Source organism: Paraburkholderia sp. IMGN_8 (assembly GCF_038050405.1).
In the GTDB taxonomy this organism is placed as follows: Bacteria; Pseudomonadota; Gammaproteobacteria; order Burkholderiales; family Burkholderiaceae; genus Paraburkholderia.
This window is the reverse complement of sequence record NZ_CP150901.1, coordinates 3,713,008-3,735,324: the sequence shown is the minus strand read 5'-3', so window position 1 is coordinate 3,735,324 and position 22,317 is coordinate 3,713,008. Positions and strand designations below refer to the sequence as shown.

Sequence of the window (22,317 nt, the reverse complement as noted above, 5' to 3'; positions counted from 1 at the left end):
CTGCAAGGAACTCATCATGAACTACGAAGACATCCTCTACGAAGTACGCAACGGCGCGGCATGGATCACGATCAACCGGCCGGACCGGATGAACGCCTTTCGCGGACGGACCTGCGACGAGCTGATCCACGCCATCAACAAGGCGGGCTATTCGCGCGAGATCGGCGTCATCGTGCTGGCCGGCGCGGGTGACCGGGCCTTTTGCACGGGCGGCGACCAGTCGGCCCATGAAGGACAATACGATGGCCGCGGCACCATCGGCCTGCCGATGGAAGAACTACACGCCGCGATCCGCGATGTACCCAAGCCTGTGATCGCGCGCGTGCAGGGTTTCGCGGTCGGCGGCGGCAACGTGCTGTGCACGATCTGCGACTTCACGATCGCTTCCGAGAAGGCTGTCTTCGCGCAGGCGGGCCCGAAGGTCGGCTCGGTCGATCCGGGCTACGGCACGGCTTTTCTCGCACGGGTGGTCGGCGAGAAGAAGGCGCGTGAGATCTGGTATCTGTGCCGCCGCTATCCGGCCGCCGAAGCGCTGGCAATGGGCCTCGTCAACGCGGTCGTGCCACATGAGCAACTCGACGCTGAAGTGCAGAAGTGGTGCGACGAAATTATGGAGAAGAGCCCGACCGCGATTGCGATCGCCAAGCGCTCCTTCAACATGGACACCGCGCACCAGGCGGGTATCGCGGGCATGGGCATGTACGCACTCAAGCTGTACTACGACACGGAAGAGTCGCGCGAAGGGGTCAGGGCGTTCCAGGAAAAGCGCAAACCTGAGTTCCGTAAGTACGCGAAGTAACGCCCGATCGCACATAAAGGATTTCCTCTGGCGCGCTATTGCAGCGCGCCCGAAATCCGCCCCATCCTGGAGACACCATGAACCCCTATCTTGATGAAGACCTCGTCGCGCTCGGCGAACACGCCCGGCGCTTTGCGCAAGGGCGCGTCGCGCCCGGCTTCGAGGAGCGGGACACGACGCGCACGCTCGATCGCGATCTCATGCTCGAGATGGGCCAGATGGGTTTCATCGCGCCCGAACTGCCCGAAGAGTATGGTGGTCAGGGACTCGGGTGCCTCGCTGCGGGCGTCATCCACGAAGAAATCGCCCGTGCGGACCTGAGCCTGTCGTACATCAATCTGCTGGCTTCGCTGAATGGCCAGATTCTCGCGCATCACGCCGCGCCCGAGATTGCGAAGCCCTGGCTTGAGCGCCTGACACAGGGCCGCGCGCTCCTCGCGATCGCGCTGACCGAGCCGCGAGGCGGGTCCGATGCCGCAAACCTGCGTCTGCGCATGGAGCGCGTGGGCGATCACTACGTGCTCGATGGCGAGAAGACCTCGATTTCCGCTGCCGACCAGGCTGATGCGGCAGTCGTGTTCGCCCGCACGGGCTCGATCGAAGCGGGGGCACGCGGCGTCTCGGCGGTGCTGGTGCCGATGGATCTGCCCGGCATTACGCGCAACCGTTTCAACTGTCATGGCCAGCGCGCGATTGGCCGCGGATCGATCTTCTTCGAGAACGTACGCGTGCCGGTCGATCACCTGCTTGGGGACGAAGGACAGGGTTTCGTGCAAGTGATGCAGGGCTTTGATTTCTCACGTGCGCTTATCGGCCTGCAGGTGCTCGCTGTTGCAAAGGTCAGCCTGGAGGAGACCTGGGAGTATGTGGCCCAGCGCGAGGCGTTTGGCAAGCCGCTGTCGGCGTTTCAGGGGGTGTCGCACCCGCTCGCTGACTTCGAGACTCAGGTCGAAGCCGCGCGGCTCCTCTGCCTGCAGACGCTCTGGTTGAAAGATCGCGGCCTGCCCCATACGGCAGAGGCCGCGATGTGCAAGTGGTGGGGCCCGAAACTCGCCTACGACGTGGTGCATCAGTGTCTGCTGTCGTTCGGGCACGGCGGCTACGATCGCGGGCCGATGGAGCAGCGCCTGCGCGACGTGCTGGGTTTCCAGATCGGTGACGGCACCGCCCAGATCATGAAGACGATCATCGCGCGCACCCGCGCGGGACGTGGCGCCGTTCCGGCATAAAGCCGAATGCACATGCAGGCACAAAATATCAACGGAGATACGACATGGAGTTCAACGCCGTTCTGATCCCGCCGCGGCGCGCGGCGAGCATCGCGGGTGGGCTGTGGCACGATCGCACCATCAACGATGATCTCGACGCGTGTGTGGCCGAGTGCCCTGACAAGACTGCGCTCACAGCGCGGCAGGTGGAAGACGGCACGACCACATGTTTTACCTACCGCGAGATGGCGACGATGACCGACCGCATCGCGGTGGGGCTCACGCGTCTCGGTGTCGGTCGCAACGACGTTGTATCGTTGCAGTTGCCCAACTGGTGGCAGTTCACGCTGACGTATCTCGCCTGCTCGCGGATCGGCGCGGTCCTGAATCCGTTGATGCATATTTTCCGTGAACGCGAACTGTCGTTCATGCTCAACCACAGCCGCAGCAAGGTATTCATCGTTCCCAGGCTGTTTCGCGGATTCGACTTCGAGCAGATGGCCGACGGACTGAAGACAGCGTTGCCGGATCTGCAGCATGTCGTGGTGGTTGGCGGTGAAACGGATAGCCAACCCAGTGTCAACAGCTTCGAGGCGCTGCTGAGCGGCCCGAAATGGGAACTGGACCCCGATGCACAGGCGATCCTGAGCCGCCACCGCCCCGGCCCCGACGAAATCACACAACTCCTTTACACGTCAGGCACGACCGGCGAGCCCAAGGGCGTGATGCATTCGTCCAACACGTTGATGTCAAACATTGTTCCCTACGCCGAAGCGATGCGCCTGGGCCGGGACGACGTGGTCCTGATGGCTTCGCCCATGGCACATCAGACTGGTTTCATGTACGGCCTGATGATGCCGATCATGCTGCGCGCCACAGCCGTGCTGCAGGATATATGGCAGCCGAAGGCGGCGATCGAGCTGATCCAAAGCCAGCGCGTGAGCTTCACCATGGCGTCGACCGCGTTTCTGACCGATCTCGCCAACGCGGTGATCGAGAGCGGGCAGGCAGTCTCCACGCTGCGCACCTTCCTGTGTGCAGGCGCGCCGATTCCCGGGCCACTGGTCGAACATGCGCGCAAGGCGATCGGCGCCAAGATCGTTTCGGCCTGGGGCATGACCGAGCTTGGCGCGGTCACGCTAACGAAGCTCGATGACGACGACGAGCGTGCGTTCACGACCGACGGCTGTCCGCTGCCGGGGGTCGAGGTGCGGGTGGTCGACGAAAACGATGCGCCGTTACCCGCTGGTTCAATCGGGCGCCTGCTGGTGCGCTCCTGCTCGAACTTCGGCGGTTATCTGAACCGCGCCCATCTGAACGCGACCGACGCGGAGGGTTGGCTCGATACCGGCGACCTCGCGCACATTGACGAGGGCGGTTACATCCGTATCAGCGGTCGCAGCAAGGACGTGATCATTCGCGGCGGCGAGAACATTCCCGTCGTCGAGATCGAGGCGCTGCTGTACCGCCATCCGGCGATTGCCGCGGTGGCCATCGTGGCCTACCCGGACGAGCGCCTCGGTGAGCGCGCCTGCGCCGTCGTCGTCCCCAGGACAGGCGAACACGTTGATTTGCCAGCCATCGTCGACTTCCTGAAGTCGCACAAGGTCGCCGTGCAATACATCCCGGAACGGGTGATCGTACGCGACAGTTTGCCCACCACGCCGTCTGGAAAGGTTCAGAAGTTCAAGCTGCGCGACACGCTGCGCGACACGGACGGCTGAAGCCAGAGCGCAGCCTGAAAGTCCCGACGCGAGACTGGCCCATCCGCGCTGAACGAGCGCATCAGCATCATTTTGACTGAATCAAACAGGGAGCAGGAACCATGCAGGAGCAACCGGTCGTCGTTGAAACGGTGGATCGGGTCGGCGTCATCACGCTGAACCGGCCAGCACAGATGAATGCCCTTAACGACGCGCTGATGGACGCGTTAGGCGTTGCGCTGCTGAGCTTCGATGCCGACGACGGTATCGGCGCCATCGTCATTACCGGCAACGCGAAGGCCTTCGCGGCGGGGGCTGACATCGCCGCGATGGCGGGCTGGTCCTACATGGACGTGTACAGGAGCGATTTCATCACCCGTAACTGGGAGACTATCCGCCGTGTGCGCAAGCCGGTGATCGCAGCGGTCGCGGGCTTTGCCATGGGCGGCGGATGCGAACTCGCCCTGGCCTGCGACATCGTCATTGCCGCCGATAGTGCCCGCTTCGCTCTGCCCGAAGTGAAGCTGGCGATGTTGCCGGGTGCCGGCGGAACGCAGCGGCTGCCGCGCGCTGTCGGCAAGGCCAAGGCAATGGACATGTGTCTGAGTGGACGCACCATCGACGCCGCGGAAGCCGAGCGTAGCGGTCTGGTTTCGCGCGTGGTGGCGGCCGAAGCCTTGCTTGACGAAAGCATGGCGCTGGCTGCGACCATCGCCAGCTACTCGTTGCCTGCGCTGATGGCGATCAAGGAATCGGTCAACCGCGCCTACGAATCGTCGCTATCCGAGGGCGTCCTGTTCGAGCGCCGCCAACTGCATGCCCGCTTTGCGAGCGTTGACGCGCGAGAAGGCATGACAGCCTTCCTCGACAAACGCAAACCGGTGTTCCAGCACCGCTGAGACCTGATTCTGCGCATCGACATTTTAGGGAACACACATGGCTCTTGATAACGAATCATTCGACCTTCTGCTGGCTTCTGTTCAGCGCTTCATTCGTGAGCGGCTGGTCCCCGCCGAGGACACGGTCGAAGAACTCGACGATGTGCCGGCCGACATCGTCGAGGACATGAAGGCGATGGGGCTGTTCGGCCTGTCGATCCCGGAGGAGTACGGCGGCATCGGCCTGTCGATGGCGCAGGAATGTGCTGTGGCCTATGAGTTGGGACAGACCGCCCTGGCGTTCCGTTCGGTGTTCGGCACCAACGTGGGCATCGGCTCGCAAGGCATCCTGATGGACGGTACCGAAGCGCAGAAGCGCGAGGTTCTGCCACGCGTGGCCAGCGGCGATCTGATCATGTCGTTCGCCTTGACCGAGCCCGACGCGGGGTCGGACGCGGCGGCGATCAGGATGCGTGGCGAACGGGTCAAGGACGCCGGCGGTGACTATTACGTCCTCAACGGTACGAAACGCTTCATCACTAACGCGCCTCGCGCCGGCGCCTTCACGCTGATGGCGCGCACGGATGGCGAGGGTGCCAACGGGATCTCGGCCTTCATCGTGCCTTCCAGTCTGCCTGGTCTGAGCCTCGGCAAGCCCGATAAAAAGATGGGGCAGCGCGGCACCAAAACCTGCGATGTGGTTCTGGACAACGTGCGGGTGCCGGCTGCGAACATCATCGGCGGCGAGCCCGGCAAGGGTTTCAAGACGGCGATGAAAGTGCTCGACCGGGGGCGCCTGCATGTGTCGGCGCTGGCTTGTGGCGTCGCGCAGCGCGTGCTTCAGGAGTCGGTCGCGTATGCAAAGGAACGCAGGCAGTTCGGTCAGCGTATTGGCGACTTCCAGCTTGTACAGGCCATGCTGGCGGATAGTCAAGCGGAGTTGTACGCAGGGTGGTCAATGGTGCAGGACTGTGCGCTGCGATACGACGCGAAGCCGGCCGGCCAGAGCGATCCGGATGTCAGCATGCGTGCGTCATGCGCCAAGATGTTCTGCACCGAGATGGTCGGGCGGGTGGCCGATCGCGGTGTGCAGGTGCATGGCGGAGCCGGCTACATCAACGAATACAAGGTTGAACGTTTCTATCGTGACGTGCGGCTGTTGCGCCTTTACGAAGGTACCACGCAGATCCAGCAGATCATCATCGGCCGCGAGCTGATGCGACGCGACTGAGCAGACGCCGGGCCGGTCGCCGGCCAGCCGTTCCTTTCCCCATTGTTGAGCTGGAAACACCATCATGACCTCAAGCCCCAAACATATTTCGTTCCAGTGGAGCGACCCGCTGCTGCTCGATCACCAGCTCAACGAAGACGAGCGCCAGGTGCGCGATGCGGCGCGCGCCTACTGCCAGGAGCGACTCGCCCCCCGGGTGCTCGACGCTTTCCGCAACGAACAGACCGACCCTGCGATCTTCCGCGAGATGGGCGCGCTTGGCCTGCTGGGCTCGACGATTCCCGAAGCCTATGGTGGCGCGGGCATGAACTATGTGTGCTACGGCCTGGTGGCACGCGAGGTCGAGATGATCGATTCCGGCTACCGCTCGATGATGAGCGTGCAGAGCTCGCTGGTGATGGTGCCGATCAACGCGTTCGGCAACGAGGCCACCAAACAGAAATACCTCCCGAAGCTCGCGACAGGCGAGCTGATCGGTTGCTTCGGCCTGACGGAGCCGAACCACGGCTCTGACCCCGGCAGCATGATTACCCGGGCGAAGAAAGTTGCCGGTGGCTACTCGCTGACCGGTTCGAAGATGTGGATCACCAACAGCCCGATCGCCGACGTGTTCGTCGTGTGGGCCAAGGATGACGAGGGCGCGATCCGGGGCTTCGTCCTGGAAAAGGGTTGGAAGGGACTCTCGGCGCCGGCCATTCACGGCAAGGTCGGACTGCGCGCCAGCATTACCGGCGAGATCGTGATGGACGAGGTGTTCTGCCCCGAAGAGAATGCCTTTCCGGACGTACGCGGCCTTAAAGGCCCGTTCACCTGCCTGAACTCGGCCCGCTACGGCATCGCCTGGGGCGCGCTGGGCGCTGCGGAAGACTGCTTTCAGCGTGCGCGTCAGTACACGTTGGACCGCAAACAGTTCGGCAAGCCGCTGGCGGCCAACCAGTTGATCCAGAAGAAGCTGGCCGACATGCTGACCGACATCACGCTCGGCCTGCAGGGCTGCCTGCGTCTGGGCCGAATGAAAGACGAGGGCACGGCGGCGGTGGAGATCACCTCGATCATGAAGCGCAACTCCTGCGGCAAGGCGCTCGACATTGCCCGGATGGCGCGCGACATGCTCGGTGGCAATGGCATCAGCGATGAGTTCGGCGTTGCCCGTCATCTGGTCAACCTCGAAGTGGTCAACACCTACGAAGGTACGCACGACGTGCATGCGCTGATTCTCGGCCGCGCGATTACCGGGATGGCCGCTTTCTGAGGCAGCCCCGGCGGCAACTTCAATCATCGACGAGGTAAAGATCATGAAGGCGGTATTCATCACGGGTCACGGGGGCAACGAAGTCGTCGAGATCGGCGAACGGCCGAGGCCGGCACGCGGCCCGGGCGAAGTCCTGGTCCGCATGCGAGCCGCTACCCTCAATCGCGTCGACCTCTACATGCGCGACAGTGGCGCCGGCATCACGCACCGGTTACCCCAGATCATGGGGCTTGATGGTGCCGGCATCGTCGAGGAGGTCGATGCCTCGGAGACCTCGTTGTCGCCTGGGCAGCGCGTGGTAGTGCATCCCGGTATCGCCTGCGGGCGCTGTGAGTTCTGCCAGCGGGGCGAAGGGGTGCTGTGCACGTCGATCCAGTACCTCGGAGAACACCGCGATGGCACGCTTGCCGAATACGTCTGCCTGCCGGCGACGAACGTGTTTCCGATGCCTGAATCGCTGGATTTCGCGGAAGCCGCCGCGTTGGGTGTGAACCATCTGACGGCCTGGCGGATGCTCTTCACCAAAGCACAGCTCAAGCCGTGGGAGACGGTGCTCATCTTCGGTATCGGCGGAGGCGTGTCTCTGGCCGCGCTGCAGCTAGCGAAGCTGGCGGGTAGCCGGGCCATCGTCACTTCCCGTGACGACCCCAAATTGCAGCGCGCGCTGGCGATGGGAGCGGACCATGCGATCAACGGCACGACGCAGGACGTCGCCAGGGAAGTGATGGCGCTGACGGGCGGCCGTGGTGTCGATGTCGTGATCGAGAATGTGGGTCAGGCAGTCTGGTCGAGCGCACTCAAGTCGCTGGTTCGCGGTGGCCGCATCGTGACGTGCGGCGCGACAACCGGCGATCAGCCGCCAGCCGATCTGCGCCGCATTTTCATTCGGCAGCTTCAGCTCTTCGGTTCAACCCTGGGGGATCTCGATGAGTTCCGCCATTTGCTCGCGCTCACCGGACGCGCGGCATTGCGCCCGGTGATCGACTCCCGTTATCCGTTGGGTGATGTGCATGCCGCGCTCGACCGACTGGAAGCGGGAAGTCAGTTCGGGAAGATCGCCATCACCATCGACGAACCCTGACCGATCGTTGATTTGAATCCGTCATTCGCAGTCAAGGAGCAGATATGAAAGTATTGGTCGCGGTCAAACGCGTGGTCGACTTCAATGTCAAGGTGCAGGTCAAGTCAGATCGCACGGGTGTCGACATCGCCAACGTCAAGATGAGCATGAACCCCTTTGATGAAATTGCCATCGAAGAGGCCATTCGCTTGAAGGAAAAGGGTGTGGCGACGGAAGTCGTCGCGGTTTCCTGTGGCACTGCCCAGTGTCAGGAGACCCTGCGCACGGCGATGGCGATCGGCGCCGATCGCGGCATCCTGGTCGAAACCGGCGAAGAACTGCAACCCCTGGCTGTCGCCAAACTACTCAAGGCGCTGGTGGACAAGGAGCAGCCCGGCCTTGTGATTCTGGGCAAGCAGGCTATCGATGACGATTGCAACCAGACCGGCCAGATGCTTGCCGCGCTCGCTGACCTGCCTCAGGCCACCTTTGCCTCAAAGATCGAGGTCGCTGAAGGCAAGGCCGAGGTCACCCGCGAAGTCGATGGCGGGCTTGAAACCCTGTCCTTCGATTTGCCGGCGGTGGTCACCACCGACCTGCGCCTGAACGAGCCGCGCTACGTGACGCTGCCCAACATCATGAAGGCCAAAAAGAAGCCGCTCGAGATCGTCAAGCCGGGCGACCTGGGTGTCGACGTAACCCCGCGCATCAAGACGGTTAAAGTCTCCGAGCCGCCCAGGCGCAGCGCCGGCATCAAGGTACCTGACGTGGCCACGCTGGTGGACAAGCTCAGTAACGAAGTCAAAGTGATCTGAGGAGTTGAATCAAATGACCGCACTTGTTATTGCTGAACACGACCACAACTCCGTGCACGGCGCGACCCTGAACACCGTCACGGCAGCCGCTGCTTGCGGTGGCGAAGTCCACATCCTCGTGGCCGGCAGCAACGCAGAAGCCGCCGCTCGGGCGGCGGCCCGGATTGCCGGGGTGAGCAAGGTGCTCCACGCCGATAGCGATGTCTTCGCGCACGGTCTTGCTGAAAACGTCGCCGCCCAGGTACTCGGGATAGCCAGTAGCTACAGCCACATCCTCTTTGCCGCCACGGCCAGCGGCAAGAACATCGCGCCGCGGGTGGCGGCCAGACTGGACGTGGGCCAGATCAGCGAGATTACCCGGGTCGAGAGCGCCGACATCTTTGATCGTCCCATCTATGCGGGCAACGCCATTGCCACGGTGCAAAGCGGCGATGCCACCAAGGTGCTCACTGTACGCACCACCGGCTTTGATGCCACGGCCGCTTCCGGCGGCTCTGCCGTGGTGGAAACCATCACCCCGACGGCTGACAGTGGCAAAGCGCGTTTTGTCAGCAGCCAGCTTGTCAGGAGCGATCGCCCGGAACTTACCGCCGCGAAAATTATTGTTTCTGGCGGCCGTGCACTTGGCAGCGCAGATAAGTTTAACGAAGTGATCACGCCGCTCGCCGACAAGCTGGGCGGGGCCATCGGTGCCAGCCGCGCGGCGGTGGACGCGGGCTACGCCGCGAACGACCTGCAGGTGGGACAGACGGGCAAGATCGTGGCGCCCCAGCTGTACATTGCGGTGGGCATCTCAGGGGCCATCCAGCACCTGGCGGGCATGAAGGATTCAAAGGTGATCGTGGCGATCAACAAGGATCCGGAGGCACCGATTTTTAGCGTCGCCGACTATGGTCTGGAGGCGGATCTGTTCGCCGCCGTGCCCGAACTGGTCGCGGCACTTTGAGCAGGCGGGAGACCGACATGAAGCCCAAAGTCCATACCGCGGTCCATACAGCGGTCCGTACCGAGCGCGACGGCGATGTGCTGGTCATTATCATCGACAACCCGCCCATCAACGCCGGCTCGCTTGAGGTCCGGCGCGGCTTGCTGCAGGCCATCGATATGCTGCAGACGACGCCCGGTCTGCAGGCAGGCGTGCTGATCGGTTCCGGAAACACCTTCATGGCCGGATCGGACCTGCGCGAATTCGGCAAACCGCTGGGTCCGCCTGAGCTTCCGACGGTGATCGCCGCCATCGAGGCCTGCTCCAGGCCGGTCGTGGCCGCGCTGCATGGCGCTGCACTGGGTGGGGGTTTTGAGCTCGCGCTAGGTTGCGACGCGCGGGTAGCTATGTTGGGCACGGTGGTCGGTCTGCCCGAAGTGGGGCTGGGCATCATCCCGGGCGCTGGGGGCACCCAGCGGGTGCCACGTCGGGTCGGTGTGGCGCGCGCGATCCAGATGATCTGCAGCGGCGAGCGCATCCCGAGTGGCAAGGCGCTGGAATTGCGCCTGATCGACGCGGCGGTTGATACCGACGTGCGCGGCGCCGCCATCGCACACGCCCGAAGTCTGGCCGGACGCAAGTGCCGCATTCGCGACGAGGAGGTACCCGAAGACAATCCGGCAGCCATTGAGTCCGCGGTGCAATCGGCGTTGCGCGCGGGCAAGCACCGTCCTGCCGTCGTGGCGGCAGTTGAGGCGATCCGGGCTTCGCTTCAGCTGCCCATTGACGATGCACTGGCCGACGAGCGCGTCGTGTTCCAGCAACTTCGGCAATCGGCCGAAGCGTTCGCCCTGCGTCATCAATTTTTTGCCGAACGCGAAGCGATGAAACTCACGCAGGCAGTCATGACAGCCCCGCGGCCCGTGCAGTCGGTTGCGATCATCGGCGCCGGCACCATGGGTTCGGGCATTGCCATCAGCGCTCTCGACGCAGGGTTGGATGTCATCCTGCTGGAGCAGGATGAAGCCGCGCTGCGCAGGGGCCGCGAGCGGATCGGCGAACACTACGGCAGCCGCGTGGCCAGCGGCAAGCTCAAGGTGAGCGCGGCGCAAGACAATGAATCCCGCCTCACGCCGAGCACCGACTGGGCGCACCTGCGCCGCGCAGACCTGGTCATCGAAGCCGTATTCGAAGACATGGCAGTCAAGCAGTCCGTGTTTGCGAAGATTGACGCGCATGCGCGTCCCGGCGCCGTGATGGCCACCAACACCTCCTACCTGGATGTGGACGCCATTGCGCGGATCACCTCTCGACCCCAGGACGTGCTGGGTCTGCACTTCTTCAGTCCGGCGCATGTCATGAAATTGCTGGAAGTCGTGCGAGGCGCTGAGACTGCTGCGGACGTAGTGGCGACCGGCATGGAACTGGCGAAGCGCCTGCACAAGCAGCCGGTGGTGACCGGCAACGCCTTCGGCTTCATTGGCAACCGCATCTACAACGCCTACCGGAAGCAGTGCGAGTTCATGCTGGAAGACGGCGCCTGGCCTGAGCAGGTCGACGCTGCGCTGCAGGCCTTTGGCATGGCGATGGGCCCGTTTGCCGTAGCCGACCTGTCCGGACTGGACATCGCCTGGCGCATGCGCCAGGCCCAGGCGGCCACCCGCAACCCCAATGAACGCTACGTCGCGATCCTGGACCACCTGTGCGAGCAGGGGCGGCTGGGCCGCAAGACCGGCACCGGCTACTACACGTATCCGGACGGCAAGCGATCTGCGGCCACGGATGAGACGGTGCGCGGCATCATCGAACAGGCTTCCGTCGATCGCGGCATCGAACGCCGTTTGCTGAACAACGCAGAGATACAACGTCGCGCGCTGTTGGCGATGGTCAATGAGGCTGCACGGTTGCTCGCCGAAGGGGTGGCCGGTCGCGCAACGGACATCGACGTGGTGATGGTGCAAGGGTACGGCTTCCCCCGCTGGGAAGGCGGCCCGGTGTTCTGGGCACGCCAGCAGGGCTTGGCCGCCCTGCAAGCGGCCATGGATGAACTGGCCCACGCTAATGGCGGCGACTTTGTGCGAGGAGACCTGGCCGTATTGATGGCCTGATCACTCCGCATACCGAAACATCGCTCCCGGATGTCGAGTGTCCTAAGTTAGACATCCGCCGGCGACGGTGCGCTGGTGAGCAGCGTTGCTTCGCCGGATGACGTCAGGATATCAATCACTCGAAGTGACCCAGTACCTTGTGGCCGAAGCTGTAGTCGCGAGTGCGCCAGGGCGAGGCCGTATCAACGGGAACAATGAAGGAGTCGCAGATGAACACGGCAGAAAAGTCCCTGCGCGTACTTGTCGAGAAATGGCTGGCGCCAACTATGGCGACGCGGTTTCGTGTGACCCGATTCGCCCGCAGACACTTGAATCAGGGGCGCTATGTCCGCGTCGAGGCAGTAAAACCGGAGGGCCCGGTTGCCATTTTTTTCTTCCAGCACCATGACGGTACGTGGTGCGTGTTCCCGCCTGAGGCCAAACGCCTGGCTATGCGCACTTGCTAGCGTGCAGTGTATTTGCGTTGGCAGCCGCGATTGAAGCGGCAGCCGACGAACCAGAAAACCGGCGAAATTCTAACTTCGGAAACCAGGATCCTAACCATGACCCATGCTTACATCTGCGATGCGATCCGCACGCCCATTGGCCGCTATGGCGGAGCACTTTCGAGCGTCCGCACTGACGACCTGGGCGCGATTCCGCTCAAGGCCCTGATGGAACGCAACCCCAACGTGGACTGGTCGGCCGTGACCGATGTGATCTACGGCTGTGCGAACCAGGCCGGTGAAGACAATCGCAACGTCGCCCGTATGGCCAGCCTCCTGGCCGGCTTGCCGCTCGAGGTGCCCGGTGCCACGGTCAACCGCCTGTGTGGCTCAGGACTGGACGCCGTCGGCACGGCCGCGCGTGCGATCAGGAGCGGCGAAGCGCAGATGATGGTAGCCGGCGGCGTCGAAAGCATGAGCCGCGCACCGTTTGTCATGCCCAAGGCCGAGGCCGCATTCAGCCGCGCCAACGCCATCTATGACACTACGATTGGCTGGCGGCTCATCAACAGGTTGATGAAGGACCGGTACGGCGTGGACTCCATGCCGGAGACGGCCGAGAACGTCGCCACTGACTACAGGATCGAGCGCGAAGCACAGGACCGCATGGCGTTAGCAAGCCAGCTCAAGGCGGTGGCGGCGCAGCAGGCCGGCCATCTGGCGCGCGAGATCGTGCCCGTGACCATTGCGCAAAAGAAGGGCGAACCGATCGTCGTGAGTCGCGACGAGCACCCGCGCGCGACCAGCCTGGAGGCGCTGGCCAAACTCAAGGGCGTGGTGCGAGCCGATGGCACGGTGACCGCCGGCAACGCCAGCGGCGTGAATGACGGAGCCTGCGCGCTGCTGCTGGCCAGCGAGTCCGCGGCGCTGAGCAACGGTCTGGTACCCAGGGCCCGGGTGGTTGGCATGGCCACCGCGGGCGTGCCGCCGCGCATCATGGGCATTGGCCCGGCGCCGGCCACGCAGAAGGTGCTGTCCCTTACCGGACTCAAACTGGAGCAGATCGACGTGATCGAACTGAACGAAGCGTTTGCCGCGCAGGGCCTGGCAGTGCTGCGTCTGCTGGGTCTCGGGGACGACGACGAGCGCGTCAATGCGTGGGGTGGTGCGATTGCGCTGGGTCACCCGCTGGGTGCGAGCGGCGCACGCCTGGCCACGACGGCCGTGAATCGGCTGCACGCCACCGGCGGGCGCTACGCCCTGTGCACCATGTGTATCGGCGTGGGGCAGGGCATCGCTGTGGTGCTGGAGCGGGTGTAGGTCTCAGAACAACGTTTTCGTCGGACTCGTTGCGTTCAGTGACGAGTCACAAGGAAATTTTATGACACACGAGGAAATGCTCTCGCAGTATGGTCCGCGCGAAGCCATGGAGTACGACGTGGTAGTCGTGGGCGGCGGCCCCGCGGGTCTGGCCACCGCTATCCGACTCAAACAACTGGCGGCTGCCGGGGGGACGGACGTATCTGTCGTGGTGCTCGAAAAAGGATCCGAGCCCGGCGCTCACATCCTTTCGGGCGCGATCATGGATCCCACGGCGATCAACGAACTGTTTCCGGACTGGAAAGAACTGGGGGCACCGCTGAACCAGCCGGTCACCGAGGACGTGTTTCTCATGGCCACCGAAACGGGTGCCAGACGCGTACCAAACCGGTTGCTGCCCGACTGCTTCAACAATCATGGCAATTACGTTGTCAGCCTGGGCAACGTCACGCGCTGGATGGCGCAGCAGGCCGAAAACCTCGGTGTGGAAATCTTTCCCGGCTTTGCCGCTGCCGAGGTGCTCTACAACGAAGACGGGTCCGTCGCGGGCGTGGCCACCGGCAACCTGGGTCTCAGCAAGGACCGCGAGCCCACCGGGAATTTCCAGCTCGGTATGGAACTGCGCGCCAGATACACCATCTTCGCCGAAGGCGCACGCGGGCATCTGGGCAAGCAGCTGATTTCGAGGTACAGGCTCGACGAGGGCCGCGATCCTCAAAGCTATGGTATCGGCATCAAGGAACTGTGGGAAATCGACCCTGCACGTCACAAGCCCGGGCTGGCCCTGCACAGCGCAGGCTGGCCGCTCGATAAGGCCACGTACGGCGGCTCGTTTCTTTATCATATGGAAGACAACAAGGTTGTGATCGGCTTTGTGGTTGGCCTCGACTACCAGAATCCCTACCTCAGCCCGTTCGAGGAATTCCAGCGTTTCAAGACCCACCCTGGTATTCGACGCTACTTTGAGAACGACCAGGGCGAAGTCACCGGCAAGCGCCTGGCCTATGGCGCGCGCGCCATCACGGCCGGTGGCCTGCTCTCCCTGCCGAAAACGGTGTTCCCGGGTGGCGCACTGGTCGGCTGCGACGCTGGCTACCTGAACGCGAGCCGTATCAAGGGCAGCCATGCGGCTATCAAGACCGGCATGCTGGCCGCCGAGGCGGCCTACGACGCCATCGTTTCAGGCCGCAAGCACGACGAGCTGTCTGCGTATCCGGACGCGTTTGAGAAATCGTGGCTGTACCGCGAGCTCAACAAGGCGCGCAATTTCAAGCAATGGTTCAAAAAGGGGCGCACCGTTGGCACGCTGATGACGGGTATCGAGCAGTTCGTGCTCAAGGGCCGCATCCCATGGACCATCCACCGCCACAAACCCGACCATGTCTATCTCAAGCCCGCAGCCGCGTGTGAGCCGATCGTCTATCCCAAGCCCGATGGCAAGCTAACCTTCGACCGCCTGTCGAGCGTCTTCATCAGCAACACCAACCACGAAGAAAGCCAGCCCGCGCATCTGACGCTCAAGGATGCATCCGTGCCCGTGTCCGTGAACCTGGCGACATTCGCAGGGCCCGAGAGCCGGTACTGCCCGGCAGGCGTGTACGAGTTCGTGAAGAACGAAGATGGCTCGGACCGGCTGCAGATCAACGCGCAGAACTGCGTGCACTGCAAGACATGCGACATCAAGGACCCGACACAGAACGTCGTCTGGGTTGTGCCCGAGGGCGGTGGCGGGCCCAACTATGCCGGGATGTAGATCGCCGGCGACGCCGCAACCCTATGCGCACTCTGAGCGAGGACAGCAATGATGTGTTCGTTCGGCAAGTCTGTCACCTCCTGGTGCACTCGCGCCGCGACTATCGGCTCATGGACGACGGGACGTCTGATTCGTCGCCCGATGACCCGGATTTTGCCCACCAGGGCTCCCTCACTGAAGAAGCCATGAACGAACTCGAAGGACACGACATTGAAGACCTCACGGTGGGCATGAGCGCCACGTTCGCCAAGACCATTACCGAAGCAGACATCGTCCTCTTCGCGGGCGCATCGGGCGACAACAACGCGTTGCACATTAACGAGGAGTTTGCGCAGACGACCCAGTTCAAGGGCCGTATTGCCCATGGGATGCTGACCGCGAGTGTGATCTCCGCGGCCATTGCCGGCCGTCTGCCGGGGCCCGGGACCGTTTACCTGAGCCAGAACTTGCGCTTCAGGGCACCGGTACGCCCGGGCGATACAGTACACGCCACGGTGACCGTCAGGGAGCTAATTCCGCAAAAACGGCGCGTCGTACTATCGACCGTGTGCACGGTGGGAGGAAAAGTGGTGATCGACGGCGATGCGCTCGTGATGCCGACTTCGCGCAACCCCCATCCGGAGTGAGTCGCCCAAAAGCCGGAGCTGACGTGGGTAAACCTGGAGAGAGCCGTGGCAAGGTAATCCGACTCCCTTGACGATCTGGCGAGGACGGGCGCACCACTAATGGTGTGGCGAACATCACAATAAAGATCGATCAAATTCGCTTTTACATATAGGACTGCAAATTATATGAATTGAAATTATGTCTGCCATCAGACGATCGATCACCAAAAAAAACTTACGTTTGTCTTGACTTCGATAAACGCAGGTTCGACAGGAGAAACTTCAGGTGTACCCCTGTTTTTAAAAAATTAAACGAACGCAATCAACTGGAGATCATTCGATGAAAAAGTCGCTACTCGCTGTGGCAGCACTTTGTGCATTCGCCTCAGTGGCGCATGCACAAAGCAGTATGACCCTGTACGGGGTCCTTGACGAAGGACTCATGTTCAACAACAACGTCACCGCGTCAACCCTTCCGGGCGGAGGACGAAAGTTTTACATGGACTCTCTTAACGGGCCGCTTGGCAGCCGTTGGGGAATGAAAGGTTCGGAAGACCTCGGTGGTGGCCTCAGGGCTATTTTTACGCTTGAGTCGGGTGTCAACCTGAACACCGGGGCCTTTGCACAAGGCGGTACAGCGTTTGGACGTCAGGCCTATGTAGGTTTGAGCAACGCGAGTTATGGTGACGTGATGTTGGGCCGACAGTATGACTCCGTGGTGAATTACGCTCAGGCCGTCACCATCCAGGGTTATATCGGCAGTCAGTTGTTCATGCACCCCGGCGATCTGGATAATACCGCCAACTCGCTACGTACCAACAATGCAATCCGCTATGCGAGTCCGAGCTTCAGCGGTCTGTCTTTCGGTGCGCAACTTAGCGTAGGTGGCATGCCTGGCAATATCACTGGCGGTGGAGGCTACTCCGCGGGCGCGGCCTACAACCACGGTCCGGTAGCTTTGGGGGTGGCCTATCTGTACTTCAAGAACCCGACGGGCGCGACCCCTGGAACCGGATTTTTTACGGGCAACGCTAGCGGTACCCAATTGACCGGGATCCTGAACAAAGGCTATGAAAGCGCAAATGCCTATCAGGTCGTAGTGGCAGGTGGGACGTACACGATCGGACCGGCCTTGATCGGTTTGTCGTATTCGAACACGCAGTACGCGTCCATTGGCGCGTTGAGTGGCGCAACTGCGATATTCAACAATGTCGACGTTGGGCTGAAGTGGGTCTTTACGCCGGCCTTCTATGTTGGAGCGGCCTATAACTACACCAAAGGCAACAACATTGCGACGGCGAATGGCACAAATCTGGGCAACCAACACTTTAACCAGTTCAGTCTGATTGCGGATTACTCGCTGTCCAAGCGTACCGATGTGTATGTTGAAGGCGCTTACCAGAAAGCAGCCGGCACCTCTTCGACCGGCGCTCCCGCAGTCGCCAACATCGGCAATGCAGGCGACTCGTCGAACACCAACCAGACCCTGGTGCGGATTGCCATGCGCCACAAGTTCTAGTCCATACCCGGAAACAGTCGGAGAAAGCGCCTTCCGGTGCGCCTGTCCGCCCGGTTAATCGCAGGCGTCAACGGGACCGTTTGCCTGTTGGTTCAAGTGTTCGCTACGGCGATATGGAAAAGGAGAAGTGAAATGAAGCTGGTCAAGTCAATTCAAACGATTGTTGCCGTACTATTGGTTGCAACTATTGCGAACACCTTTGCGCAACCGGGCAATGCGTCTGCCACACCGGATTCTCAGGCAGCGTCCGCCCCTACCGCAAAGGAACAGCGCACAGCAAACCGCAGATTGACGAAAGCCGTGCGCCAAGCTCTAACTCACACGGCAGGTCTTGATTCATCGCATATCGTGGTTCTGGTGAAGCACGGCAGCATTGCGCTGACGGGATCGGTGCCCAACGACGACCAGATCCAGAAGGCCATCGATGCTGCGAAGACTGTGCCGGGTGTCAACTCGGTCAACAGCCAGCTTGCCGTCAGCATGAGCCGGCAATAAACACCAGGGCGGTTCCAGCATGCGCGCCTCGCGGCCGGTGATCCACGGTCGCGTTTCCGTGGCAGTCCGCCTCCTGGCATACAGGGTAATCAGGAACGGCTTGAAGTTGCCGGACCGACCGGACGGTGGGGCATTTGCTGCACGTCGCCGTCCACCCGGGGCGGGAGTACGCATCCAACGTTGGCTCGACCCGGGTAAGCGGGGCTGATCAGACGGCCGCTTGCGCCTCGGGGTGTTTGACGTCTGCCGCTATTGCGCTTTATGTTTGGCGCCGTGAGTCGAACCCTTGTGTTGCAAGATCGGGAATTCGCGGCTTGAGGAAGGGCGACTCGCGCCGGGATGCCAGGACGCACCGACGTACGAGTTCGATCATCCGCCCAGGCCGTGTATTCCTTCATCGGCGGATCCATAAGTTGACGTTTCCAAGCGGACGGTTGCCACGCATGGGCGTGCATTCGTACCTCTGCCCTCCGGGGGATCGTCTGCACTCGGCACCTGCCATTGACACGACGTGGTGTCCAAGGACCGGAACGGTCGAATGCGCCCATCCACGCTGCCCGGAACCAGGCATTGCGGAATGGCGGTAACCGGGACGGGATGAACTGCAGGATGGCCGACGTTGATATGCCCACATGGGCATCTCGAACGGCGTAAGCGGGACGGGACGTGACGGACGGATGACGCCAGGTTGGTTGTACCGCATCCTTCAGATTTGGCCGACCGGGTGCTATTCTTGCGCGCTGCGGCGTCGGGTTATGGCATTTCCGCAAATCGATACGCGTTCCTTAAATTGCAAGGCTTTCCGGGGCGTGAAACCAGCCTGATTGCGGAAATGAAAATGGCATAACCCATTGATTTTCTTGCATTCTCGCGAGGACTCATAATCCGCCTCCGAAAGGACATCGTCGGTTCGAATCCGACCCGGCCCACCAAAGGATTCAGCGATTTTTTCAACCCCAGTTTTGTTCCGCAAAACCAACTAGTGGGTTGGCCGCACGTAATGCTCCGTCATGACCACTGAGCCGTGGCCGAGCTGTTTCTGAGCGTGCCGAATGTCGCCCGTTGCTTCAGTCTTATCTGTTCCTGCCTTGGCGCGCAGGTCGCGAAACTGGAAATCCGCAGCCGCAATTTCGGCGGCCTCCCTCGCTGCCCTGAAGCGGTATTGCAGCGCTCGCAGCGTCATCCGGCTCGCCAAGCTCCGCCTTTACAGGTTGTCCATCGCCAGCCTGCGTCATGGTCGTAACAGCCGACCCGCAGGCCGGCGATGCACAACCTGTACCAAGGCATCAGCGCGCGCGAATTCTTCCATCGAACTGGCCTTGACTTCCACGCCCCCATAGAAGAGCGATTTGGATTTCTCCATCACGCGATCTTAAGCGACCGCCTCGACAACGTGACAATGCCCCGTGCGCAGGCGCTTCTAATCCAGATGCAAGGTCTCGACAAGCATCTCGCGAAACCAGCGGTTGCCCTCGTCGGCGTCGAACGAAGGGTGCCAATACACGGTGGATGCAATGTGCGGCAGTTCGACCGGCACCGGATAAATCAGAAATTGCCCCGATTCGTTGAACACGCGCGCCACCCCGCGTGGCAGCGTCACCATCCAGTCGGTGCGTAGAAGGATTTGCGGAATCACCGTGAAATGCGGCACGCGCAAAACAATGCGCCGATGAAGGCCGCGCGTGCGCAATGCATCGTCGATCTCCACGTGGCTGCTGTCGCTCGACGCCACGGTCACGTGCGATAACTCGAGAAACTTTTGCTCCGACAGACGCCGGGCCGGCAGCCCCGGACGCTTGCGCGTCATGCACGCGTATTCCTCGTGAAAGAGGAGCGCGGAATTCGTCACCCGCTTGAGGGCGGACATGTTTCCAATCGCAAAGTCGAGCTGTCCCAGCCGCAGTCTTTCCTCGATCACCGGAAGCGGCACCTGCTCTGCCGCGATGCGGACCAGCGGCGCCACGCGCTGCAACTTCTCGCAGATGAGCGGGAGAAACACCTGGGCTCCGACGTCGGACATCGATAGCCGGAATTCGCGCGAGCTCGAAGCGGGATCGAACCGTTCGCTATGGCCCAGCGTTTCCCGGATCGACCCGATTGCGCGGCCGAGCGGAGCAGCCAGTTGTTCCGCCTTCGGAGTCGGCAGCATGCCTTCCGTTGACCTGATGAATAGCGGATCGTCGAACAGGGACCGCAGACGTCCCAGCGCGTAGCTGACCGCCGGCTGCGACAGTCCGAGCTGCTGTCCAGCGCGCGTCAGGCTGCGCTCCACGAAGATCACGAGGAAGACGCGCAAGAGGTTCAGATCGACCTTATCAAAATCAGTCATATTTATCAGCGTAGAGAAATTGATTAATTTGACGGATAGTCTACCCGATCCTAGACTCGCCTCACACACATCAGAGACACGAGCAAATGGGACCCACGGAGACAATCGTCGAGCACTGCAACAGCGAGCCGCACAAGCTCGTCGCAAATCGCACATTGCCGGCCTTGCTGGCCTCGCGCGCGGCCCGAAACGGCAGTGCGCCGCTCTTCTCGGATCGCACGACGACATGGACGGGCGCCGACGCCGTCGAGATCGCCGCGCGTCGCGCCGGCGCCCTCGCCGCGCAAGGCGTCAAGCGTGGCGATCACGTCGCGCTGCTGTGCGGCAACCGCACTGAATTCATAGAGGTCCTGCTGGGCTGCGGATGGCTCGGCGCGGTCGTGGTCCCAATCAATACCGCATCGCGCGGTCTGCAACTGGAACATATTCTGCGCAACTGCGGCGCGCGCCTGCTCGTCGCCGAAACGCAATTGGTCCATGCCGTTCTCTCACTCGATGCGCGAGACCTTTGTCTGCAAACCATCTGGCTGATAGGCGAAGGCGAAGCGGGTGATGCCGAAGCCGAGGCGCAAAAAACGGCAAGCGCCGCAGGCTACACGTCGGTCCCACTGCCGCCGGCAGGCGAGTTGCTCGACGCGGCCGTGCTCGCGGATGGCGACCCGTTCGCCGTGCTCTACACCTCGGGCACGTCGGGCCTCTCGAAGGGTGTGGTCTGTCCGCATGCGCAGTTCTACTGGTGGGGCAAGAACACGGCGCGCGATCTCGGCGTCGTCGCCGGTGATGTGCTGTACACCTGCCTGCCGCTCTTTCACACGAATGCAATCAACAGCTTTTTTCAGGCATTAATTCACGACGCTGCGCTCGTCGCCGACCGGCGTTTCTCCGCAAGCGGCTTTTTCGACGCACTGGTCGAAACCCGCGCGACGGTGACCTTCGTGCTCGGAGCGATGGTGCCGATCCTGCTGGGCCGTCCGGTCGCGCGGAACGAGCGCGAGCACCGCGTACGCATCGCGCTTGCGCCGGGCGTGCCGGGGCATTTCCAGCAAGACTTCACGTCGCGCTGCGGCATCGCCTTGATCGACGGCTACGGTTCAACGGAGACTAACTGCGTGATCAGCAGCGTCATCGGCGAGCACAGGCCGGGCTATATGGGCAAGCTCTCCGCGGGCTTCGACGCGCGCGTCGTCGACGAACACGACCAGCCGGTGCCCGATGGCGAAGCCGGTGAGCTGATCCTGCGTGCCGACGAACCGTTCGCTTTCGCAAGCGGCTATCTCGGCATGGCCGAGAAGACGGTCGAGGCGTGGCGCAACCTGTGGTTTCACACCGGTGATTGCGTCGTGCGTGAAGCCAACGGCGATTACCGTTTCGTCGATCGGCAGAAGGACGCGATCCGGCGCCGCGGCGAGAACGTCTCTTCGTTCGAAGTCGAGCAAGTTCTGTTGAGCCACCCGGCAGTCGAAACAGCGGCAGTTTTCGCGGTCAAATCCTCGCTTGCCGAAGACGAAGTGATGGCCGCGCTCGTGTTGCGCACTGGCGAAACGCTCGAGCCAGTCGACCTGATTCGCTACTGCGAACCCCGTCTGCCGTATTTCGCCGTGCCGCGTTATCTCGACTTCGCGCAAGAGCTGCCGAAGACGGAGAACGGCAAGATTCAGAAATTCAAGCTGCGCGAGCAAGGCGTCACGTGGACGACGTGGGACCTCGACGCGTCGGGATACCGGCTCAAGCGTTCATGACGTAACCCCCATTCCGTCGCTCCGAACGCCCTTGGCGCGAGCATGGCACGGCAGACGCATCAGCAACGTCGAGTGCATCTCCGGATGCACACCAGGAGCTCAAGATGGCAAGCACGCGAACGTTTTCTGCCGCAAGCACACAGCGGGAGCACA

The 22,317-nt window shown here is 62.2% G+C and carries 19 protein-coding genes; 17 read left to right on the top strand and 2 right to left on the bottom strand.

Translation table 11 applies throughout. From position 1 onward, the window contains the following. Nucleotides 1–16: 16 nt before the first annotated feature. The 16 genes from badI (at nucleotide 17) to WN982_RS37805 (ending at nucleotide 18,096) form a co-directional block, all read left to right on the top strand. A complete protein-coding gene (gene badI, locus WN982_RS37880) occupies nucleotides 17–799 on the top strand; it encodes a 2-ketocyclohexanecarboxyl-CoA hydrolase (protein WP_341317084.1) in 783 nt (260 codons plus the stop codon). A gap of 77 nt (nucleotides 800–876) precedes the next feature. Beyond that, nucleotides 877–2,028, top strand: coding sequence for a cyclohexanecarboxyl-CoA dehydrogenase (aliB, locus tag WN982_RS37875; protein ID WP_341317083.1), 1,152 nt, complete (start codon nucleotides 877–879; stop codon nucleotides 2,026–2,028). Between the two features lie 44 nt (nucleotides 2,029–2,072). Further along, nucleotides 2,073–3,731, top strand: coding sequence for a cyclohexanecarboxylate-CoA ligase (aliA, locus tag WN982_RS37870; RefSeq protein ID WP_341317082.1), 1,659 nt, complete (start codon nucleotides 2,073–2,075; stop codon nucleotides 3,729–3,731). 101 nt (nucleotides 3,732–3,832) lie between these two features. Further along, a complete protein-coding gene (locus WN982_RS37865; protein WP_341317081.1) occupies nucleotides 3,833–4,609 on the top strand; it encodes an enoyl-CoA hydratase in 777 nt (258 codons plus the stop codon). A gap of 37 nt (nucleotides 4,610–4,646) precedes the next feature. Beyond that, complete coding sequence (locus WN982_RS37860; RefSeq protein ID WP_341317080.1) at nucleotides 4,647–5,819, top strand: acyl-CoA dehydrogenase family protein; 1,173 nt, start codon at nucleotides 4,647–4,649, stop codon at nucleotides 5,817–5,819. A gap of 64 nt (nucleotides 5,820–5,883) precedes the next feature. Next, entirely contained in the window at nucleotides 5,884–7,071 is a 1,188-nt protein-coding gene (locus tag WN982_RS37855; protein WP_341317079.1) for an acyl-CoA dehydrogenase, read from the top strand. A 43-nt stretch (nucleotides 7,072–7,114) separates the two neighbouring features. Then, entirely contained in the window at nucleotides 7,115–8,152 is a 1,038-nt protein-coding gene (locus WN982_RS37850) for a zinc-binding dehydrogenase (RefSeq protein WP_341317078.1), read from the top strand. Between the two features lie 44 nt (nucleotides 8,153–8,196). After that, on the top strand, nucleotides 8,197–8,946 hold the full coding sequence (locus WN982_RS37845) for an electron transfer flavoprotein subunit beta/FixA family protein (protein WP_341317077.1): 750 nt from the start codon (nucleotides 8,197–8,199) through the stop codon (nucleotides 8,944–8,946). Nucleotides 8,947–8,959: 13 nt separating this feature from the next. Continuing rightward, the gene (locus WN982_RS37840; protein WP_341317076.1) at nucleotides 8,960–9,892 is read left to right on the top strand and encodes an FAD-binding protein; all 933 of its coding nucleotides are present in this window, start codon (nucleotides 8,960–8,962) and stop codon (nucleotides 9,890–9,892) included. A 17-nt stretch (nucleotides 9,893–9,909) separates the two neighbouring features. Then, nucleotides 9,910–11,979, top strand: a complete 2,070-nt coding sequence (locus WN982_RS37835) for a 3-hydroxyacyl-CoA dehydrogenase NAD-binding domain-containing protein (RefSeq protein WP_341317075.1) — start codon at nucleotides 9,910–9,912, stop codon at nucleotides 11,977–11,979. A gap of 209 nt (nucleotides 11,980–12,188) precedes the next feature. Next, nucleotides 12,189–12,425 carry a hypothetical protein gene (locus WN982_RS37830; RefSeq protein WP_341317074.1) on the top strand — a complete coding sequence of 79 codons (237 nt, stop codon included), beginning with the start codon at nucleotides 12,189–12,191 and terminating at the stop codon, nucleotides 12,423–12,425. Nucleotides 12,426–12,521: 96 nt separating this feature from the next. Next, nucleotides 12,522–13,724 carry a 3-oxoadipyl-CoA thiolase gene (gene pcaF, locus WN982_RS37825; RefSeq protein WP_341317073.1) on the top strand — a complete coding sequence of 401 codons (1,203 nt, stop codon included), beginning with the start codon at nucleotides 12,522–12,524 and terminating at the stop codon, nucleotides 13,722–13,724. Between the two features lie 61 nt (nucleotides 13,725–13,785). Then, nucleotides 13,786–15,477, top strand: a complete 1,692-nt coding sequence (locus tag WN982_RS37820; RefSeq protein WP_341317072.1) for an electron transfer flavoprotein-ubiquinone oxidoreductase — start codon at nucleotides 13,786–13,788, stop codon at nucleotides 15,475–15,477. A gap of 185 nt (nucleotides 15,478–15,662) precedes the next feature. Further along, a complete protein-coding gene (locus WN982_RS37815) occupies nucleotides 15,663–16,103 on the top strand; it encodes a MaoC family dehydratase (protein ID WP_341319556.1) in 441 nt (146 codons plus the stop codon). Between the two features lie 319 nt (nucleotides 16,104–16,422). After that, nucleotides 16,423–17,601: a porin gene (locus WN982_RS37810; RefSeq protein ID WP_341317071.1), complete on the top strand. Its 1,179-nt coding sequence runs from the start codon at nucleotides 16,423–16,425 to the stop codon at nucleotides 17,599–17,601. A gap of 132 nt (nucleotides 17,602–17,733) precedes the next feature. Then, a complete protein-coding gene (locus tag WN982_RS37805) occupies nucleotides 17,734–18,096 on the top strand; it encodes a BON domain-containing protein (RefSeq protein ID WP_341317070.1) in 363 nt (120 codons plus the stop codon). A 979-nt stretch (nucleotides 18,097–19,075) separates the two neighbouring features. On the opposite strand, the gene WN982_RS37800 is transcribed toward WN982_RS37805, so the two are convergent. Both WN982_RS37800 and WN982_RS37795 read right to left on the bottom strand, forming a co-directional pair. Next, nucleotides 19,076–19,279 (bottom strand): tyrosine-type recombinase/integrase, encoded by a 204-nt coding sequence (locus tag WN982_RS37800; protein ID WP_341317069.1) that lies wholly within the window; start codon nucleotides 19,277–19,279, stop codon nucleotides 19,076–19,078. 237 nt (nucleotides 19,280–19,516) lie between these two features. After that, nucleotides 19,517–20,425: a LysR family transcriptional regulator gene (locus WN982_RS37795; protein ID WP_341317068.1), complete on the bottom strand. Its 909-nt coding sequence runs from the start codon at nucleotides 20,423–20,425 to the stop codon at nucleotides 19,517–19,519. A gap of 86 nt (nucleotides 20,426–20,511) precedes the next feature. Here WN982_RS37795 and WN982_RS37790 point away from each other — a divergent pair, with 86 nt between their 5' ends. Continuing rightward, nucleotides 20,512–22,164: an ATP-dependent acyl-CoA ligase gene (locus WN982_RS37790; protein WP_341317067.1), complete on the top strand. Its 1,653-nt coding sequence runs from the start codon at nucleotides 20,512–20,514 to the stop codon at nucleotides 22,162–22,164. The last annotated feature ends 153 nt before the right edge of the window (nucleotides 22,165–22,317 follow it).

What these genes read in the sequence shown, in the direction of transcription:
- badI (WP_341317084.1), top strand. Translation starts at nt 17, where the DNA reads ATGAACTACGAAGACATCCTCTACGAAGTACGCAACGGCGCGGCATGG.
- aliB (WP_341317083.1), top strand. Translation starts at nt 877, where the DNA reads ATGAACCCCTATCTTGATGAAGACCTCGTCGCGCTCGGCGAACACGCC.
- aliA (WP_341317082.1), top strand. Translation starts at nt 2,073, where the DNA reads ATGGAGTTCAACGCCGTTCTGATCCCGCCGCGGCGCGCGGCGAGCATC.
- WN982_RS37865 (WP_341317081.1), top strand. Translation starts at nt 3,833, where the DNA reads ATGCAGGAGCAACCGGTCGTCGTTGAAACGGTGGATCGGGTCGGCGTC.
- WN982_RS37860 (WP_341317080.1), top strand. Translation starts at nt 4,647, where the DNA reads ATGGCTCTTGATAACGAATCATTCGACCTTCTGCTGGCTTCTGTTCAG.
- WN982_RS37855 (WP_341317079.1), top strand. Translation starts at nt 5,884, where the DNA reads ATGACCTCAAGCCCCAAACATATTTCGTTCCAGTGGAGCGACCCGCTG.
- WN982_RS37850 (WP_341317078.1), top strand. Translation starts at nt 7,115, where the DNA reads ATGAAGGCGGTATTCATCACGGGTCACGGGGGCAACGAAGTCGTCGAG.
- WN982_RS37845 (WP_341317077.1), top strand. Translation starts at nt 8,197, where the DNA reads ATGAAAGTATTGGTCGCGGTCAAACGCGTGGTCGACTTCAATGTCAAG.
- WN982_RS37840 (WP_341317076.1), top strand. Translation starts at nt 8,960, where the DNA reads ATGACCGCACTTGTTATTGCTGAACACGACCACAACTCCGTGCACGGC.
- WN982_RS37835 (WP_341317075.1), top strand. Translation starts at nt 9,910, where the DNA reads ATGAAGCCCAAAGTCCATACCGCGGTCCATACAGCGGTCCGTACCGAG.
- WN982_RS37830 (WP_341317074.1), top strand. Translation starts at nt 12,189, where the DNA reads ATGAACACGGCAGAAAAGTCCCTGCGCGTACTTGTCGAGAAATGGCTG.
- pcaF (WP_341317073.1), top strand. Translation starts at nt 12,522, where the DNA reads ATGACCCATGCTTACATCTGCGATGCGATCCGCACGCCCATTGGCCGC.
- WN982_RS37820 (WP_341317072.1), top strand. Translation starts at nt 13,786, where the DNA reads ATGACACACGAGGAAATGCTCTCGCAGTATGGTCCGCGCGAAGCCATG.
- WN982_RS37815 (WP_341319556.1), top strand. Translation starts at nt 15,663, where the DNA reads ATGAACGAACTCGAAGGACACGACATTGAAGACCTCACGGTGGGCATG.
- WN982_RS37810 (WP_341317071.1), top strand. Translation starts at nt 16,423, where the DNA reads ATGAAAAAGTCGCTACTCGCTGTGGCAGCACTTTGTGCATTCGCCTCA.
- WN982_RS37805 (WP_341317070.1), top strand. Translation starts at nt 17,734, where the DNA reads ATGAAGCTGGTCAAGTCAATTCAAACGATTGTTGCCGTACTATTGGTT.
- WN982_RS37800 (WP_341317069.1), bottom strand. Translation starts at nt 19,279, where the DNA reads ATGACGCTGCGAGCGCTGCAATACCGCTTCAGGGCAGCGAGGGAGGCC.
- WN982_RS37795 (WP_341317068.1), bottom strand. Translation starts at nt 20,425, where the DNA reads ATGACTGATTTTGATAAGGTCGATCTGAACCTCTTGCGCGTCTTCCTC.
- WN982_RS37790 (WP_341317067.1), top strand. Translation starts at nt 20,512, where the DNA reads ATGGGACCCACGGAGACAATCGTCGAGCACTGCAACAGCGAGCCGCAC.